Genomic DNA, 13456 nt, shown 5'->3' on the forward strand with positions numbered 1-13456 from the left:
GATGAAGATCAACAGGAAACACGCACTGGCCCTCGCGGCCGGCGCCGTCCTGGCCGCTGGCACCGGAATGGTGCAGGCCGCGGTCAGCGCCGAGGAAGCGGCCAAGCTGGGCCGTGAACTCACCCCGGTGGGCGCCGAAAAGGCCGGCAACGCCGCCGGCACCATCCCGGCCTGGGATGGCGGCATCACCCGTCCGCCCGCGGGCTTCCGCGTCGGCACCTTCCACCCCGACCCGTTCGCGGCCGACAAGCCGCTGTACTCGGTTTCGCGGGCCAACCAGGCGCAGTACGCCAACGTGCTGTCGCCGGGCCAGAAGGCGATGTTCGCCAAGTACCCGACCTTCCGCATGGACGTGTACCCGACCCGCCGCAGCGCCTCGTTCCCGCAGCGCACCTACGAGTTCACCAAGCGCAACGCCACCCAGTGCAAGCTGGTTTCCAACGGCGAAGGCGTGCAGAACTGCGCCGAGGGCATCCCGTTCCCGATCCCGCAGAACGCCTACGAGGTCATCTGGAACCACAAGCTCAAGTACAAGGGCCTGTCGGTCATCAGCTACTCGAACCAGGCCGCGCCGACCGCCAGCGGCAACTTCACGCTGACCAAGGTGCGCGAGGAACTGCTGGGCCTGTACTACAAGCCGGGCAACACCTCCGAGAACATCAACAACATCCTGCTGTACTTCAAGCAGGAAGTACTGGGTCCGGCGCGCCTTGCCGGCCAGGTGCTGCTGGTGCACGAAACCCTGAACGCGGCCGCCGCGCCGCGCCAGGCGTGGGTCTACAACCCGGGCCAGCGCCGCGTGCGCCGCGCCCCGAACGTGGCCTACGACAACCCAGGCACCGCCTCGGACGGCCTGCGCACCAACGACATGACCGACATGTTCAATGGCGCCATGGACCGCTTCGACTGGGAGCTGGTGGGCAAGAAGGAAATGCTGGTCCCGTACAACGCCTACAAGGCGCACAGCGACCAGACCAAGGTTGCCGACCTGATCCGCCCGGGCCACCTCAACCCCGACCACATGCGTTACGAACTGCACCGCGTGTGGGTGGTCGAGGCCAAGCTCAAGGAAGGCATGCGCCACATCAACAGCCGCCGCACCTTCTACGTGGACGAAGACAGCTGGCAGATCATGCTGATCGACCACTACGACGGCCAGGGCAACCTGTGGCGCTACTCCGATGCGCCGTCGGTGAACTACTACGAGGTCCCGACCTTCTGGTCCACCCTCGAAACCCACCACGACCTCAAGTCCGGCCGCTACATCACCATGCTGCTCGACAACGAGGACAAGGTGCGTGACTTTGGCTACCAGAGCACGCCGGCGAACTACTCGCCGCAAAACCTGCGCACCTCGGGCGTGCGTTGATCCACGAGTGAAGGAAACACCAGCCGCGCCCGAAAGGGCGCGGCTGCGTTGAGGGCCCCGCGCGACGCGGGGGAGTCGGAAGGGGGAGACGATGTCGAGCAAGCCAATCAACCGCACGCGCCTTGCGGGCGCCCTGCTGCTGGCGATGCTGCTGCCGCTGGCGGCGCAAGCCCAGGACGAACAGACGCCCGCGACCGATGACATGGCCGATGAGGCGATGCTCGACCCCGCCGGGCCCGCCGAGCCGCTGGATGGTTCGGGAACGGATGTCGGCGAAGCCACCGCGGCGGCGGCCGACCCGGCCACGCTGGACGCGGAAATGATGCCGCGCGCCAGCCAGTCGCTGCTGCTCGGTGCCGTCCAGACTTCCGCCGGTTATTTCGTCGTCGGCGAACGCGGCCACATCCTGGTGTCGGAAGACGGCCAGGACTGGAAGCAGGCCCCGGTGCCGACCCGTTCCACCCTGACCTCGATCACCAGTGCCGACGGCGTTCTGTGGGCCGGTGGCCACGACGGTGTCATCGTGCATTCCACGGACGGCGGCCAGTCCTGGTCCCGGCGCCGCCTGCAGGTCTGGACGCCCGACTACGCCGACCCGCTGGACGGCGTGCCGGTGATGGACATCCTGATGGTGGACGGCATGAACGGCTTCGCCGTCGGTGCCTACGCCATGTTCCTTGAAACCACCGACGGCGGCGTCACCTGGTCGCCGCGCGGCATCATCAATTACGACGAACCCGAGCCGGCGGCAGAAGCACCTGCAGCCGCGGCCGAAGCGCCCGCGGCCGACGACTGGACCTTCGACGCCTCCGACCTCGAGCTCGAGGCCGAGTCCGACCCGCATCTTTACGCCATGACCCGCACCGACGAAGGCCACCTGGTCATCGCCGGCGAACGCGGCGCCTTTTTCCGCTCCACCGACGGTGGCCAGACCTGGGAGCGCGACCGGCTTCCCTACGAAGGCTCGATGTTCGGCATCCTGTCCTTCGGCGGCGACCACCTGCTGGTGCATGGCCTGCGCGGCAACGTGCTCGAGTCGCGCGACCTGGGCCGCAGCTGGACCACGGTGGAAACCGGCGTGGGCACCTCGCTGATGGGCGGGCACGCCCTGGCCGACGGCGGCGCCATCCTGGTCGGCGCCAATGGCGTGGTGCTGATGCGGGCCGATGCCGATTCGCCGTTCACCGAGACCCGCTTCGAGATGGCGAACGGCGAAACGCCGAACCTGACCGGGGTCCTGCCGGCCGGCGATGCCGGCTTCATCGTGGTCGGCGACAAGGGCGCCGGCCTGTTCCGCCCGCAGTAAGGGAGTTCACATGAGCCTGCCCAACAGCCAGCCCGGCCCCTTCGCCCGGATCGCCGAGAAGATCGTCTTCGCGAACCGGCCGGTCATCCTGGTCCTGTTCGCCCTGATCACGGTGGCGATGGCGTACTTCGCCAGCCAGCTCGAGGTCGATGCCGGCTTCAAGAAGCAGGTGCCGCTGCAGCACGAGTACATGCAGACCTTCCAGGATTACGAGGCGGAGTTCGGCGGCGCCAACCGCGTGCTCGTCGCCGTGATCGCGAAGGACGGCGACATGTTCGACCAGCAGTTCATGTCAACGCTGGAGAAGGTCACCAACGAGGTGATCAACCTGCCGGCGACTGACGACGCCCGCGCCCGTTCGCTGTTCACGCCGAACGTGCGTTTCATCGAAGTGGTCGAGGACGGCCTGTCCGGCGGCAACGTCATCCCGCAGACCTTCACGCCCAACGTGGAAGGCTTCCAGGCCCTGCCCGACGACTTCGAGCAGATCCGCAGCAACATCCTCAAGGCCAACATCGTCGGCCGCCTGGTCGCCAAGGACTTTTCCGGCGCGATGATCTGGGCCGACCTGATCCCGGAAAGCGACGTCAACAAGCTCGACTACCAGGAGGTCGCCGACCAGTTCGAGGCGATCCGCCAGAAGTACGAAGACGAAAACCACAGCGTGCACATCATCGGCTTCGCCAAGATGGTCGGCGACATCAGCGATGGCGCTCGCTCGGTCATCAAGTTCTTCGCGCTGACGATCGGCTTCACCTGGCTGCTGCTGTTCCTGTATTCGACCTCGGTCAAGCTGGCCTCGCTTACGGTCGCCGCCGCCCTGGTGTCGGTGGTGTGGATGCTGGGCGCCCTGCAGCTGATGGGCTTTGGCATCGACCCGATGAACATGCTCACGCCCTTCCTGATATTCGCGATCGCGGTCAGTCACGGCGAGCAGATGATCAACCGCTTCCGCGGCGAGATATTCTTCGGCGGCCTGGAAGAGGGCACCGTCGAGGAGCTGCGCGCCAGCGCCAAGAACGCGGTCGAGCCGCTCGAGGCCGCGCGCCTGTCCTTCCGCATGCTGCTGATTCCGGGCACTGTGGCACTGCTGGCCGGCTGCATCGGCTTCGGCGCCATCATGGTGATCCCCATCGACATGGTGCGCGAGCTGGCGATCACCGCCACCGTCGGCGTCGCCCTGACCATCCTCACCGACCTGGTGCTGCTGCCGGTCCTGCTCAGCTACACCCGGCTGCGCAACCTCGACCGCAAGCGCGAGTTCCGCTTGCGCCAGCTGACCCGCTTCGACCGCATTTGGGCGACTCTTTCGCGCCTTAGCCGGCCCAGGGTGGCCTGGCTGGTCGTGGCCGTCGGCGTGCTGGGCTGGTTCTTCGCCTGGCAGCACGGCAACAAGGTCATGATCGGCGACGCCCAGCAGGGCGTGGCCGAACTGCACGCCGACGCACGCTACAACCAGGACGCCGTGCTCATCGCCGACCGCTTCGCGCTGGGCGTGGACATCCTCAACGTCATCGCCGAGGCCGGCCCGTCGGCCTGCACCACCTCGTTCGCGGCGATGGAAACGATCGACCGCTTCGCCTGGCACATGCAGAACGTCGAAGGCGTCGAGCAGGTGATCACGCTGCCGGCGGCCGCCAAGATCGTCAACGCCGGCTGGAACGACGGCCTGGCCGCCTGGCGCGTGCTGCCGCGCGACCCGGACACCCTGCGCCAGGCCACCCAGAGTTTCGAAACCGATTCGGGCCTGCTCAACAGCGACTGCAGCGCGATCCCGATCACCATCTTCACCTCCGACCACCGGGCCACCACCATCGACCGCGTGGTCGCGGCGGTGAAGCAGTTCCGCGAGGAAAACAACGCCTACGCCGAAGGCAACCTGCGCGTGCGCCTGGCCGAACAGGCCGCCAACGAGCCGGGCTTCACCTCCGACCAGGTGAACCTGCGGCTGGCCACCGGCAACGTCGGCGTGATGGCCGCCACCAACGACACCGTGCGTGCGTCCGAGCACACCATCCTGTACCTGCTGTACGCGGCGGTGTTCGTGATGTGCCTTATCAGCTTCCGCAGCCCGCTGTCGGCCCTGTGCATCCTGCTGCCACTGATCCTGGTCACCGAGCTTGGCCATTCGGTCATGGTCGAGCTGGACATCGGCATGAAGGTGAACACGCTGGCCGTGGTCGCCCTGGGCGTCGGCATCGGCGTGGACTACGCCATCTACATCTTCGCGCGCATGCGCGAGGCCATGCAGACGCCGGGCCGCACGCTGTCGGAAAGTTATTTCATCGCGCTCAAGACCACCGGCATCGCGATCTTCTACACCGCGCTGACGCTGGCCGTGGGCGTGGCGATGTGGATCTTCTCCGACCTCAAGTTCCAGGCCGACATGGGCATCATGCTGACCTTCATGTTCATCGTGAACATGATCGCCGCCATCATCTTCCTGCCCGCGCTGTGCCGCCTGCTGCTGCGCCCGGGCGAAAAGGACACCTGGACCCCGCGCCTGTAATCCACGGGCATATCGCTGCTTTGGGAAGGCGGGCTTCGGCCCGCCTTCTTTGTTGGAAGCGTCGGTCCGCGGCAAGAATCAGAGTTCTTCAGCCACCGGCGCCGGTCGGGCCTTGGCCTGCGAACGCAGGGCGATCAGCAGGATGCCGGCCAGGGTCATGGCGCCGCCGACCAGCAGTTTCGGCCCGGGCCGGTCGCCCCAGAAGGCGATGCCCAGGCCGGTGGCGAATACCGGCGTCAGCAGCAGCCAGGGCATCACCTTGGCCACGGCATGGCGCTGCACGAGGCTGTAGTAGATGCCGTGCCCGATCACCGAAGCGACGATGGCCGCGTAGGCCACGCCGGCCCAGGCGGTGCCGGAGACGCCGCCGAGCCGGGTGATGGCACCCGGTTCCAGCCACAGGCTCAGCCCCAGCAGTGGAAACACGCCCACCAGCGCGATCCAGGCCTGCAGCCCGTAGCGGGTGACGCCACCGAGGTCGCGCATCAGCACCGTGCTGACCGCCAGGAAGAACCCCGAGGCCAGCATGAGGCCCAGCGAGGACGGGTTGTCGAGCACGAGGGGGTCGAATCCGAGCACCAGCACGCCGCCGAAGCTCAGTGCGATCGCCGCGCCCGTGCGCCAGGCGAATCGTTCCCCCAGGAAAGCCCAGGCCAGCAGGACCGAAAACGGGATGTAGCTTTGCATCACGATCGACGGCGAGCTGAGGTCGCCGGCGAGCTTGAGTGCCCAGAAGCTAAGGCCGAAGTGCATCACGCCCGTGCACATCGTTATCGCCAGCAGGCGTGGCCATTGCCCGGGCCCGGGGCGGCGCAGGAAGGGCGCCAGCAGCAGCACCAGCAACACCAGCCGCAGCGCCGTGAACAGCAGCGGCGGCATTTCCCGCAGCGCGGTGGCCGAACCCAGGAAGTTTCCGGCCCAGGCCAGGCAAACCAGCAGGGCCAGCAGGATGTCGCGTGGAGGCATGGTCGGGCCCGGTCGGGGAAGGCCACATTATGGCCCGGCTTGCCCCGGGCGCCTGATCGGGTCACAGTCGGCCTGCGCCGTGCTGGCGCGATCCTTTCGAATGGGGAGATTCGCAATGGAAATGGCAGCAATGGGGGGAGCACTCGTGATCATGCTGGTCGCGGTGCTTGTGGGGCTGTTGGTCGCCGGCCTGGTACTCAAGCTTTCCGTCCGCATGGTGGCGGGCTTTTCACCCGGTTACGGCCGCGCGCTGCTGGCGGTGCTGGCGGCGGCGGTGCTGGGCTTCATCGTCAACATCGTGCTGACGATGGTCTTCGGCGTCGGTGGCGGGCTGATGGGAGGCGGGCTGGCCGCCAGCGATCCCGATGCCGCGGCCGCGGCGATGGCGGGCGCCGGCATGGCGATGATGGGCGTGATGGCCGTCAGCGCCATCGTCAATCTTTTCATCATCGCCGCATGCGTCAACTGGCTCATCAAGCGGCCCGGCGGAATCGCGATCGGTTATGGCCGCTCGCTGCTGGTGGCCCTTGTCTACCTGCTGATCTTCATCGTGATCGGCGTCGTCGCCACCGTGCTGTTGGGCATGCTGGGCCTGGGTGCCGGCATGATGGCCGGGGCGTAAGCCACCACCAGCGCAAAGAAAAGGGCGCGGCTGCCAGGCAGCCGCGCCCTTTTTCGTGGCCCGGGTTCAGTGCGGCCAGCCGGCCTTGCGGTAGAGCTTGTCCAGCGTCCACAGCGGCCCGACCAGCAGGTACTTGAGGTCGGTGAAGAAGCTGGGCCGGCGGCCTTCGATCTTGTGGCCGATGAACTGGCCGATCCAGGCGACGACGAACACGCCCAGCGCCAGCCAGCCCAGGCCGGCCGTGCCCAGCTGCTGCCACAGCAGGTAATTGGCCAGGCCGAACAGGGCGAACACCCCCAGCGCGCCCAGCGCCAGCGGTCGCGACAGCCGCCAGTACCAGGCCAGGGCCAGGAACATCGCCAGCCCCATCCAGGCGCCGGGCCGGGCCAGCGCCGCGGGCACCGGGATGATCCACAGCGCCGCCGTCACCGACCAGACGATCGCCGGTACGCAGACCAGGTGGATGGCCTGGTTGGTGGCGTCCTGGTGGTCGCCGGAATAGCTGTGCAGCCAGCGGTCGATCGGCCGGCGCGGGTCGGGCGTGTCGATCAGGTCGGGCGAAGTAGCCATCGTGGTCTCCTTCAATCGAGTTTGATGTCGGCCAGTCGGTCCAGGGCTTCGGCGTACTTGGCGCGGGTGCCTTCGATCACGTCGGCCGGCAGGCGCGGGCCGGGCGCGGTCTTGTCCCAGTCCAGGGTTTCCAGGTAATCGCGCACGAACTGCTTGTCGTAGCTGGGCGGGCTGGTGCCCACCTCGTACAGGTCGGCCGGCCAGAAGCGCGAACTGTCGGGCGTCAGCATTTCGTCCATGACGTGCAGCACGCCGTTTTCGTCCAGGCCGAACTCCAGCTTGGTGTCGGCGATGATGATGCCGCGCTCGCGCGCATGCCGGGCCGCGAACTTGTAGATCTGCAGCGTGGCGGCGCGGATCTGTTCGGCCAGGTCGGCGCCGACCTGGGCGACCATGGTGTCGAAGCTGATGTTCTGGTCGTGTTCGCCGGGCGCGGCCTTGCTCGAAGGCGTGAAGATCGGCTGGGGCAGGCGTTCGGCCTGGCGCAGGCCGTCGGGCAGGCGGATTTCGCAGACCGCGCCGGTGCGCTGGTAGTCCTTCCAGCCGCTGCCGATGAGGTAGCCACGCACGATCGCTTCCACCGGCACCGGCCGCAGCTTCTTGCACACCACCGAACGCCGCGCGTACAGGGCAGAATCCGTGCCTTCGGGCAGCACCGAGGACACCGGTTCGTGGGTGAGGTGGTTGGGCACCAGGTGCGCGGTCTTGTCGAACCAGAAGTTGCTGATCTGGCACAACATCTCGCCCTTGCCCGGGATCGGGTCGGGCAGCACCACGTCGAAGGCCGAAAGCCGGTCGCTGGCGACCATCAGCAGGCGCTTGCCCGGCAGTTCGAACACGTCGCGGACCTTGCCGCGATGGAGCAGGGGCAGGCCGGGAAGCTCGGCGGTATGCAGGGTGGTGGGCACGGGCGTCTCTTGCAACGGTACCGGGCCGGCCATTGTACGTCTCTATGGGTCCCGGTGCGCGCCCGGCTGCCGGGCCGGCTGCTAGAATCGCCGCATGCTCCGACCCACCCTCATCCTGGGCCTGGTACTGGCCCCGCTGGTGGCCTGCGCCGACGGCCAGACCGCCGCCCCGCCGCCGCCGGCCGCCAGCGCCGGTGGTTCGCCTGAGCGCCCGGCCAAACTCGGCCTGTGCACCGCCTGCCACGGCGACGACGGCACCAGCCGCACCGCCGGCACGCCGCACCTGGGCGGCCAGGATCGCCTTTACCTGGCCCGCTCCCTGGCGGCCTACCGCAGCGGCGAACGCCGGCACGAACCCATGACCAGCCTGGCCAACGCACTGCAGCCCGCCGACATCGAGGCCCTGGCGGCCTGGTACGCGGCCCAGTCGGGTTTCGCCGGCGGGAGCCAGCCATGAGGTGGTACGGGAAACTGTTCGGATTCATCGCCGGCTGGCTGCTGCTGCGCCACCCGGCCGGCGCGGTGCTGGGCCTGGCCCTGGGCCATGCCTTCGACGCGGACTGGTTTCGTGCGAAGAAATACGATCCCTATGCGGTGCTGGGCCTGACCGAAGACGCCAGCGAAGCCGAAATCGACCGCGCCTATCGCCGGCTGATCACCCAGTACCACCCCGACCGCCTGGGCGGCATCGCCGAGGACCTGCGCAAGCAGGCCGAGGAAAAGGCGCGCGAAATCAACCACGCCTACGACCGCATCAAGAAGCTTCGCAACAAGCACTGAGGCCACCATGTCCAACTGCATCATCGCCCCGTCCATCCTGTCGGCCAATTTCGCCAAGCTGGGCGAGGAAGTGGACGCGGTGATCGCCGCCGGCGCCGACTGGGTGCACTTCGACGTGATGGACAACCATTACGTGCCCAACCTCACCATCGGCCCGCTGGTGTGCGAGGCGCTGCGCAAGCACGGCGTCACCGCGCCGATCGACGTGCACCTGATGGTGAAGCCGGTGGACCGCATCGTGCCGGACTTCGCCGCCGCCGGGGCCAGCCTAATCAGTTTCCACCCGGAGGCCAGCGAGCACGTGCACCGCACCGTGCAGCTGATCAAGGCGCAGGGCTGCCAGGCCGGCCTGGTGCTCAATCCGGGCACGCCGGTCGAGGTGCTGGACTACGTACTGCCCGAACTCGACCTGGTGCTGCTGATGTCGGTCAACCCGGGCTTCGGTGGCCAGGCCTTCATCCCGTCGGCGCTGGACAAGCTCAAGCGCGTGCGCGAACGCATCGACCGGCTCGGCAAGCCCATCCGCCTGGAAATCGACGGCGGCGTGAAGACCGACAACATCCGCGCCATCGCCGCCGCCGGCGCCGACACCTTCGTCGCCGGTTCGGCCATCTTCAACGCGCCCGATTACCGCGAGGTCATCGCGAAGATGCGCTCGGAAGTGGCCGCAGCGTAACCAGGTAGCGCAGCGGCCCGCGCGCCGCGGTGGCGTCGAAGGGCCAGCAGGTGACCAGCAGCAGCTGGTCGTGGTCGGTGGCCACGATGCGCTCGTGGCGGGCGTCGGCGACGCGGGTAGCGGCCACTTCGTAACGGCGCGGCCCGTCGCGCGACTGCAGGTCCAGCACGTCGCCGTGGCGCAGGTCCTGCAGCCAGCGGAAGTGGGTGTCGCGATGGCCGCTGATGACGACCGTGCCGCGCGTGCCCGGCGAGGCGCTCGATTCCGCCCAGCCCGGCCCGAAGGCGAGGCTGCGGCCGCTGTCGCCCGCCAGCACCACCTGGGAAATCCCCAGCCGCGGCGAGGACAGCCGCGCCACGGCGTGCGTATCGGCCCAGGGCCAGGGGCGGTGCGGTTCGCCGTCGGCCAGGGACTGCTGCCAGGACGCCGCAAGCAGTCCCTGCGCCAGCGCGGCCTTGGCCGGCAGCCAGGCCGCCTGCACCGCCAGCAGCCCGGCGGCGAGCAGCAGGGCCCTGGCCAGGCAGCGCCGGGCCGGTGCGGCGCTGCCGCGAAGAGCGCGCGGCCGTGGCACGCGGCGCTGCATTGGTGGGACGTCCGTGTCCCGAGGGTGCATCCATGATGCCGGGGCGAAATTCACCGCGCCTCCTGCGCGGCCTGGGGGGAGGGCAGGGGAAACGGCCGACGGCGCAGCAGCGGGCTGGCGTCGGCGGGCACGAAGAACCAGTGCATGTGCGCCAGCGCCTGTTCGGTCGAGCGCGGGCCCGGCTCGGGCGCCGGGGCGGGGAAACGACTGCGGTTTTCAACGATCAGGACCATGTCGATGTCTCCTGCAGGGGGGTGTCGGTGGGACGCAGCACGACCATCAGCAGTGCGCAGAACAGGCAGGCGAGCAGGCGGGCGGCCATCGTCAGGTCCTCACCCGCAGCAGCAGCAGGCTGCCGAGCAGCAATACGGCTGCAAGGAACAGGTCGCGCATCCAGCCCGTGCTGCCCTGGGCGAAGGCCAGGCTGCCGGCCGGCGTCGCGTTGGCCAGGCGCGTGCTGGCGAGCATCTCGTCGGCGGGGCGCGCAGGCGTCTTGTCGACCGCGACCAGGCTGGTGTAGCTGCTCACCAGGCCGTGGCGAAGCGCGACGTCGACGATGGCCGGGCGCAGGCTTTCGATGTCGCCGCCGCGGCGCAGTTCGTCTTCCAGCGCGTCGATGCGCGCCCGGCCCCAGAGCCGTGCCACGCCTGGCGCCGGCACCGATTTTTCGCTGACCAGCGCCAGCCGGCGCGACCAGGGCTGCGGCGCCAGGCCGCGTACGGTGGCGATGCCGTCCACGCGGTCCAGGCGTGCGACCACCTGCACCGCCTCGCCCTGGTAGAGGTCGGGAATGCGCGCCGGGTAGGCTTCGGTGACGCCCGGCCAGTCCACCTGGATGTCGCGCATGGCCGGGCGGTCGAGCCTGGCCAGCAGGCCGTCCATCTTTTCCGCGACCTCGTTGACGTCGCGCACCACCACGCCGGTGCCGCGGCCGAGTTCAGCGGCCTTGCGCAGGAAGTGGTCGTTGGGCGCGCTGCCGATGCCGACCGGGAACAACCGGCTCTTGCCGCGCCCCGATTCGATCAGCCGCAGCAGCTGGTCTTCGTTGCCGATCGCGGCATCGGTGGCCAGCACCACCTGGCGCAGGTAGCCCTGGGGCGCGTGGCCGGCGAAGGCGGCCACCAGCGCCGGCAGCATCTCGGTGCCGCCTTCGGCGCGCAGGGAGCGCACGAAGGCGCGGGCGCGGGCGACGTTGCCCGGCTCGGCCGGCACGGCGTCGGCGAACAGCAGGTCGAAATCGTCGTCGAAGCGGATCACGTTGAAACGATCGCCGGGGCGCAGGCGCGCCAGCGCGCGATCCGCGGCTTCGATGGCCTGGGCCATGGACGCGCCGGACATCGAGCCGGAGTTGTCGATCACCAGGATCAGTTCGCGCGGCAACGGCGCGGTCGGCAGGGTCGGCGGCACCAGCATCAGCAGCGCATAGTCTTCGCCGGCCACGCGGTCCAGGAACACGGCGCTGCGCGGCGCCTTGCTCGGCACGGGCTCCCATTCCAGGACGAAATCGCGGTCGCTGGCTTCCACCAGGTTGCTCAGTTCGACCCGGTGCCGGCCCGCGTGGCCGAATACGGTCACGGCGTGGGTGGGGCTTTCGATGCGTTGCAGCGGCAGGCCGGCATCGATGTCGGCGACCAGGGCCACGGTGGGACCGGCGGCCACGCCGCCATCCACGCTGGCGGCTGCGGCGGGCAGGGCCTCGGGCGCCACCAGCGACGTCGCGTGCATGGCGTAGGAGGCATCGGGCGATGCGTCCGGCAGGTAGCGCGGGGTCAGCGTCAGCGGCAGGCCCAGTGAAAACACGCCGTCGCGGTAGGCCACCGGCTGCCAGTAGCGCACTTCGATCTCGACCTCTTCGCCCGGGCCGATGTTGGCCACCGCGGTCTGGAACAGGTTCGGCCGGTTCTGCGACACCAGGCTGGCGCGCTGGCCGGCCGCGGCCGCGGCTTCGTAGACGGCCTTGGCGTCTTGCTTCTCGCGGATCTCGCCTTCGACCAGGCGTTCGCCGATGCGCAGGGTCAGGGCGCCGACGGCGGCGTTTTCCGGCAGCGGCAGCAGGTAGCGGCCCTCGCGCCACTGGCTTGAATCATTGCGGTAGGTCTGGCGCACCGACACCTCGGCCATCAGGCCGTGCACCTGCATGTGCACGCTGGTGTCCATGGCCAGGCTGGCGACCCACTGGTCGCCTTCGCGGAACATCAGGCCCTCGGGGTCTTCGCCGGCCCAGGCCAGCAGCGGCAGCAGCGACAGCAGCAGGCCGGCCAGCCAGCGGCGGGCCCAGCCGGCCCGGCGCAGGGATCGGTAGAGGCGGGGTTTGCGGGTTTCGCGCTCGGTCATGGCGGCTCTCCGTGGGGACAGCTGCATCACAACGCCGCCGGCGGCCCGTCGCGGGGCAGGCCGGGGCGGGACGCTGATCAAATGTGGCCGTTTGCGGGCAACACATTGCCGGCCCGGTGCCGCTGGCCTAGGCTGGCCGCCATGTCACGCACCGTTGCCATCGTCGAAGACGAACCCGCCATCCGCGACAACTACGCCGACGCCCTGCGCCGGCATGGTTACGGGGTGCTGCCCCTTGCCAGCCGCACGCAGGCGCAGGCCGCCTTCGCGCTGAAGCTTCCGGACCTGGTGATCATCGACGTCGGCCTGGGCGACGAGCCCGAAGGCGGTTTCGACCTGTGCCGGGAACTTCGCGCGAAGTCGGCGACGCTGCCGATCCTGTTCCTCACGGCGCGCGACTCCGACCTGGACGTCATCTCGGGCCTGCGCCTGGGCGCCGACGATTACCTCAGCAAGGACACCAGCCTGCCCCAGCTCACCGCGCGCATCCATGCGCTGTTCCGGCGCATGGATTCGCTGGCGGCGCCGCGGGTGAAGGAGCAGGTGTTCCGCCTGCGCGGGCTGACGCTGGAACTCGAGCGCATGCGCGTGACCTGGAACGACCGGGACGTCGCGCTCACCGTCACCGAGTTCTGGATGGTGCACGCGATGGTGCGCTACCCGGGCCACGTGAAAACGCGCGAACAGCTGATGCGCGAAGCCCAGGTGGTGGTCGACGACGCCACCATCACGTCCCACATCAAGCGCATCCGCCGGAAATTCCAGGCGCTCGACCCGGCCTTCGACGACATCGACACCGTGCACGGCGCCGGTTACCGCTGGCGCGCCTGAGC

Annotated in this window: 14 protein-coding genes; 8 read left to right on the forward strand and 6 right to left on the reverse strand. The window is 68.9% G+C overall.

Going from position 1 to position 13456, the window contains the following annotated elements; translation table 11 throughout:
- Window position 1: 1 nt before the first annotated feature.
- The 3 genes from IEX13_RS11580 to IEX13_RS11590 all read left to right on the forward strand — a co-directional run bounded on the left by IEX13_RS11580 (window position 2) and on the right by IEX13_RS11590 (window position 5184).
- On the forward strand, window positions 2-1369 hold the full coding sequence (locus IEX13_RS11580) for a DUF1329 domain-containing protein (RefSeq protein WP_188664370.1): 1368 nt from the start codon (window positions 2-4) through the stop codon (window positions 1367-1369).
- 91 nt (window positions 1370-1460) lie between these two features.
- The gene (locus tag IEX13_RS11585) at window positions 1461-2675 is read left to right on the forward strand and encodes a WD40/YVTN/BNR-like repeat-containing protein (protein WP_188664372.1); all 1215 of its coding nucleotides are present in this window, start codon (window positions 1461-1463) and stop codon (window positions 2673-2675) included.
- Between the two features lie 10 nt (window positions 2676-2685).
- The gene (locus IEX13_RS11590; protein WP_188664374.1) at window positions 2686-5184 is read left to right on the forward strand and encodes an efflux RND transporter permease subunit; all 2499 of its coding nucleotides are present in this window, start codon (window positions 2686-2688) and stop codon (window positions 5182-5184) included.
- A 78-nt stretch (window positions 5185-5262) separates the two neighbouring features.
- Here the strand turns inward: IEX13_RS11590 and IEX13_RS11595 are convergent, their stop codons facing one another.
- Complete coding sequence (locus IEX13_RS11595; protein WP_188664376.1) at window positions 5263-6150, reverse strand: DMT family transporter; 888 nt, start codon at window positions 6148-6150, stop codon at window positions 5263-5265.
- A 130-nt stretch (window positions 6151-6280) separates the two neighbouring features.
- On the opposite strand from IEX13_RS11595, the gene IEX13_RS11600 reads away from it, so the two are divergent.
- Window positions 6281-6772, forward strand: coding sequence for a hypothetical protein (locus IEX13_RS11600; RefSeq protein ID WP_188664378.1), 492 nt, complete (start codon window positions 6281-6283; stop codon window positions 6770-6772).
- Between the two features lie 66 nt (window positions 6773-6838).
- Here IEX13_RS11600 and IEX13_RS11605 read toward each other — a convergent pair whose 3' ends face one another.
- The gene (locus IEX13_RS11605; protein ID WP_188664380.1) at window positions 6839-7342 is read right to left on the reverse strand and encodes an Mpo1 family 2-hydroxy fatty acid dioxygenase; all 504 of its coding nucleotides are present in this window, start codon (window positions 7340-7342) and stop codon (window positions 6839-6841) included.
- Window positions 7343-7353: 11 nt separating this feature from the next.
- Window positions 7354-8250 carry a phosphoribosylaminoimidazolesuccinocarboxamide synthase gene (locus IEX13_RS11610; RefSeq protein WP_188664382.1) on the reverse strand — a complete coding sequence of 299 codons (897 nt, stop codon included), beginning with the start codon at window positions 8248-8250 and terminating at the stop codon, window positions 7354-7356.
- A gap of 94 nt (window positions 8251-8344) precedes the next feature.
- On the opposite strand from IEX13_RS11610, the gene IEX13_RS11615 reads away from it, so the two are divergent.
- The 3 genes from IEX13_RS11615 to rpe are packed head-to-tail and all read left to right on the forward strand — an operon-like array spanning window position 8345 to window position 9706.
- On the forward strand, window positions 8345-8707 hold the full coding sequence (locus tag IEX13_RS11615) for a c-type cytochrome (RefSeq protein ID WP_229668536.1): 363 nt from the start codon (window positions 8345-8347) through the stop codon (window positions 8705-8707).
- Window positions 8704-9030 carry a J domain-containing protein gene (locus IEX13_RS11620; protein WP_188664384.1) on the forward strand — a complete coding sequence of 109 codons (327 nt, stop codon included), beginning with the start codon at window positions 8704-8706 and terminating at the stop codon, window positions 9028-9030. Before IEX13_RS11615 ends, IEX13_RS11620 begins: the two co-directional genes overlap by 4 nt.
- Window positions 9031-9037: 7 nt before the next feature.
- Window positions 9038-9706 (forward strand): ribulose-phosphate 3-epimerase, encoded by a 669-nt coding sequence (rpe, locus tag IEX13_RS11625; protein WP_188664386.1) that lies wholly within the window; start codon window positions 9038-9040, stop codon window positions 9704-9706.
- On the opposite strand, the gene IEX13_RS11630 is transcribed toward rpe, so the two are convergent.
- The 3 genes from IEX13_RS11630 to IEX13_RS11640 form a co-directional block, all read right to left on the reverse strand.
- On the reverse strand, window positions 9669-10289 hold the full coding sequence (locus tag IEX13_RS11630; RefSeq protein ID WP_188664388.1) for a class GN sortase: 621 nt from the start codon (window positions 10287-10289) through the stop codon (window positions 9669-9671). The genes rpe and IEX13_RS11630 overlap by 38 nt on opposite strands.
- Before the next feature lie 50 nt (window positions 10290-10339).
- Window positions 10340-10522, reverse strand: a complete 183-nt coding sequence (locus IEX13_RS11635) for a hypothetical protein (RefSeq protein ID WP_188664390.1) — start codon at window positions 10520-10522, stop codon at window positions 10340-10342.
- 91 nt (window positions 10523-10613) lie between these two features.
- Window positions 10614-12623, reverse strand: a complete 2010-nt coding sequence (locus IEX13_RS11640) for a marine proteobacterial sortase target protein (protein ID WP_188664392.1) — start codon at window positions 12621-12623, stop codon at window positions 10614-10616.
- 141 nt (window positions 12624-12764) lie between these two features.
- On the opposite strand from IEX13_RS11640, the gene pdsR reads away from it, so the two are divergent.
- Complete coding sequence (pdsR, locus tag IEX13_RS11645; RefSeq protein WP_188664394.1) at window positions 12765-13454, forward strand: proteobacterial dedicated sortase system response regulator; 690 nt, start codon at window positions 12765-12767, stop codon at window positions 13452-13454.
- The last annotated feature ends 2 nt before the right edge of the window (window positions 13455-13456 follow it).

This window comes from Arenimonas soli (genome assembly GCF_014643775.1).
Taxonomy (GTDB): domain Bacteria; phylum Pseudomonadota; class Gammaproteobacteria; order Xanthomonadales; family Xanthomonadaceae; genus Arenimonas; species Arenimonas soli.

Excerpts from the sequence above, each read along its gene's own strand:
- IEX13_RS11600 (WP_188664378.1), top strand. The coding sequence starts at position 6,281 with ATGGGGGGAGCACTCGTGATCATGCTGGTCGCGGTGCTTGTGGGGCTG.
- IEX13_RS11590 (WP_188664374.1), top strand. The coding sequence starts at position 2,686 with ATGAGCCTGCCCAACAGCCAGCCCGGCCCCTTCGCCCGGATCGCCGAG.
- IEX13_RS11615 (WP_229668536.1), top strand. The coding sequence starts at position 8,345 with ATGCTCCGACCCACCCTCATCCTGGGCCTGGTACTGGCCCCGCTGGTG.
- IEX13_RS11620 (WP_188664384.1), top strand. The coding sequence starts at position 8,704 with ATGAGGTGGTACGGGAAACTGTTCGGATTCATCGCCGGCTGGCTGCTG.
- IEX13_RS11630 (WP_188664388.1), bottom strand. The coding sequence starts at position 10,289 with ATGCAGCGCCGCGTGCCACGGCCGCGCGCTCTTCGCGGCAGCGCCGCA.
- pdsR (WP_188664394.1), top strand. The coding sequence starts at position 12,765 with ATGTCACGCACCGTTGCCATCGTCGAAGACGAACCCGCCATCCGCGAC.
- IEX13_RS11640 (WP_188664392.1), bottom strand. The coding sequence starts at position 12,623 with ATGACCGAGCGCGAAACCCGCAAACCCCGCCTCTACCGATCCCTGCGC.
- IEX13_RS11635 (WP_188664390.1), bottom strand. The coding sequence starts at position 10,522 with ATGGTCCTGATCGTTGAAAACCGCAGTCGTTTCCCCGCCCCGGCGCCC.
- IEX13_RS11585 (WP_188664372.1), top strand. The coding sequence starts at position 1,461 with ATGTCGAGCAAGCCAATCAACCGCACGCGCCTTGCGGGCGCCCTGCTG.
- rpe (WP_188664386.1), top strand. The coding sequence starts at position 9,038 with ATGTCCAACTGCATCATCGCCCCGTCCATCCTGTCGGCCAATTTCGCC.
- IEX13_RS11580 (WP_188664370.1), top strand. The coding sequence starts at position 2 with ATGAAGATCAACAGGAAACACGCACTGGCCCTCGCGGCCGGCGCCGTC.
- IEX13_RS11595 (WP_188664376.1), bottom strand. The coding sequence starts at position 6,150 with ATGCCTCCACGCGACATCCTGCTGGCCCTGCTGGTTTGCCTGGCCTGG.
- IEX13_RS11605 (WP_188664380.1), bottom strand. The coding sequence starts at position 7,342 with ATGGCTACTTCGCCCGACCTGATCGACACGCCCGACCCGCGCCGGCCG.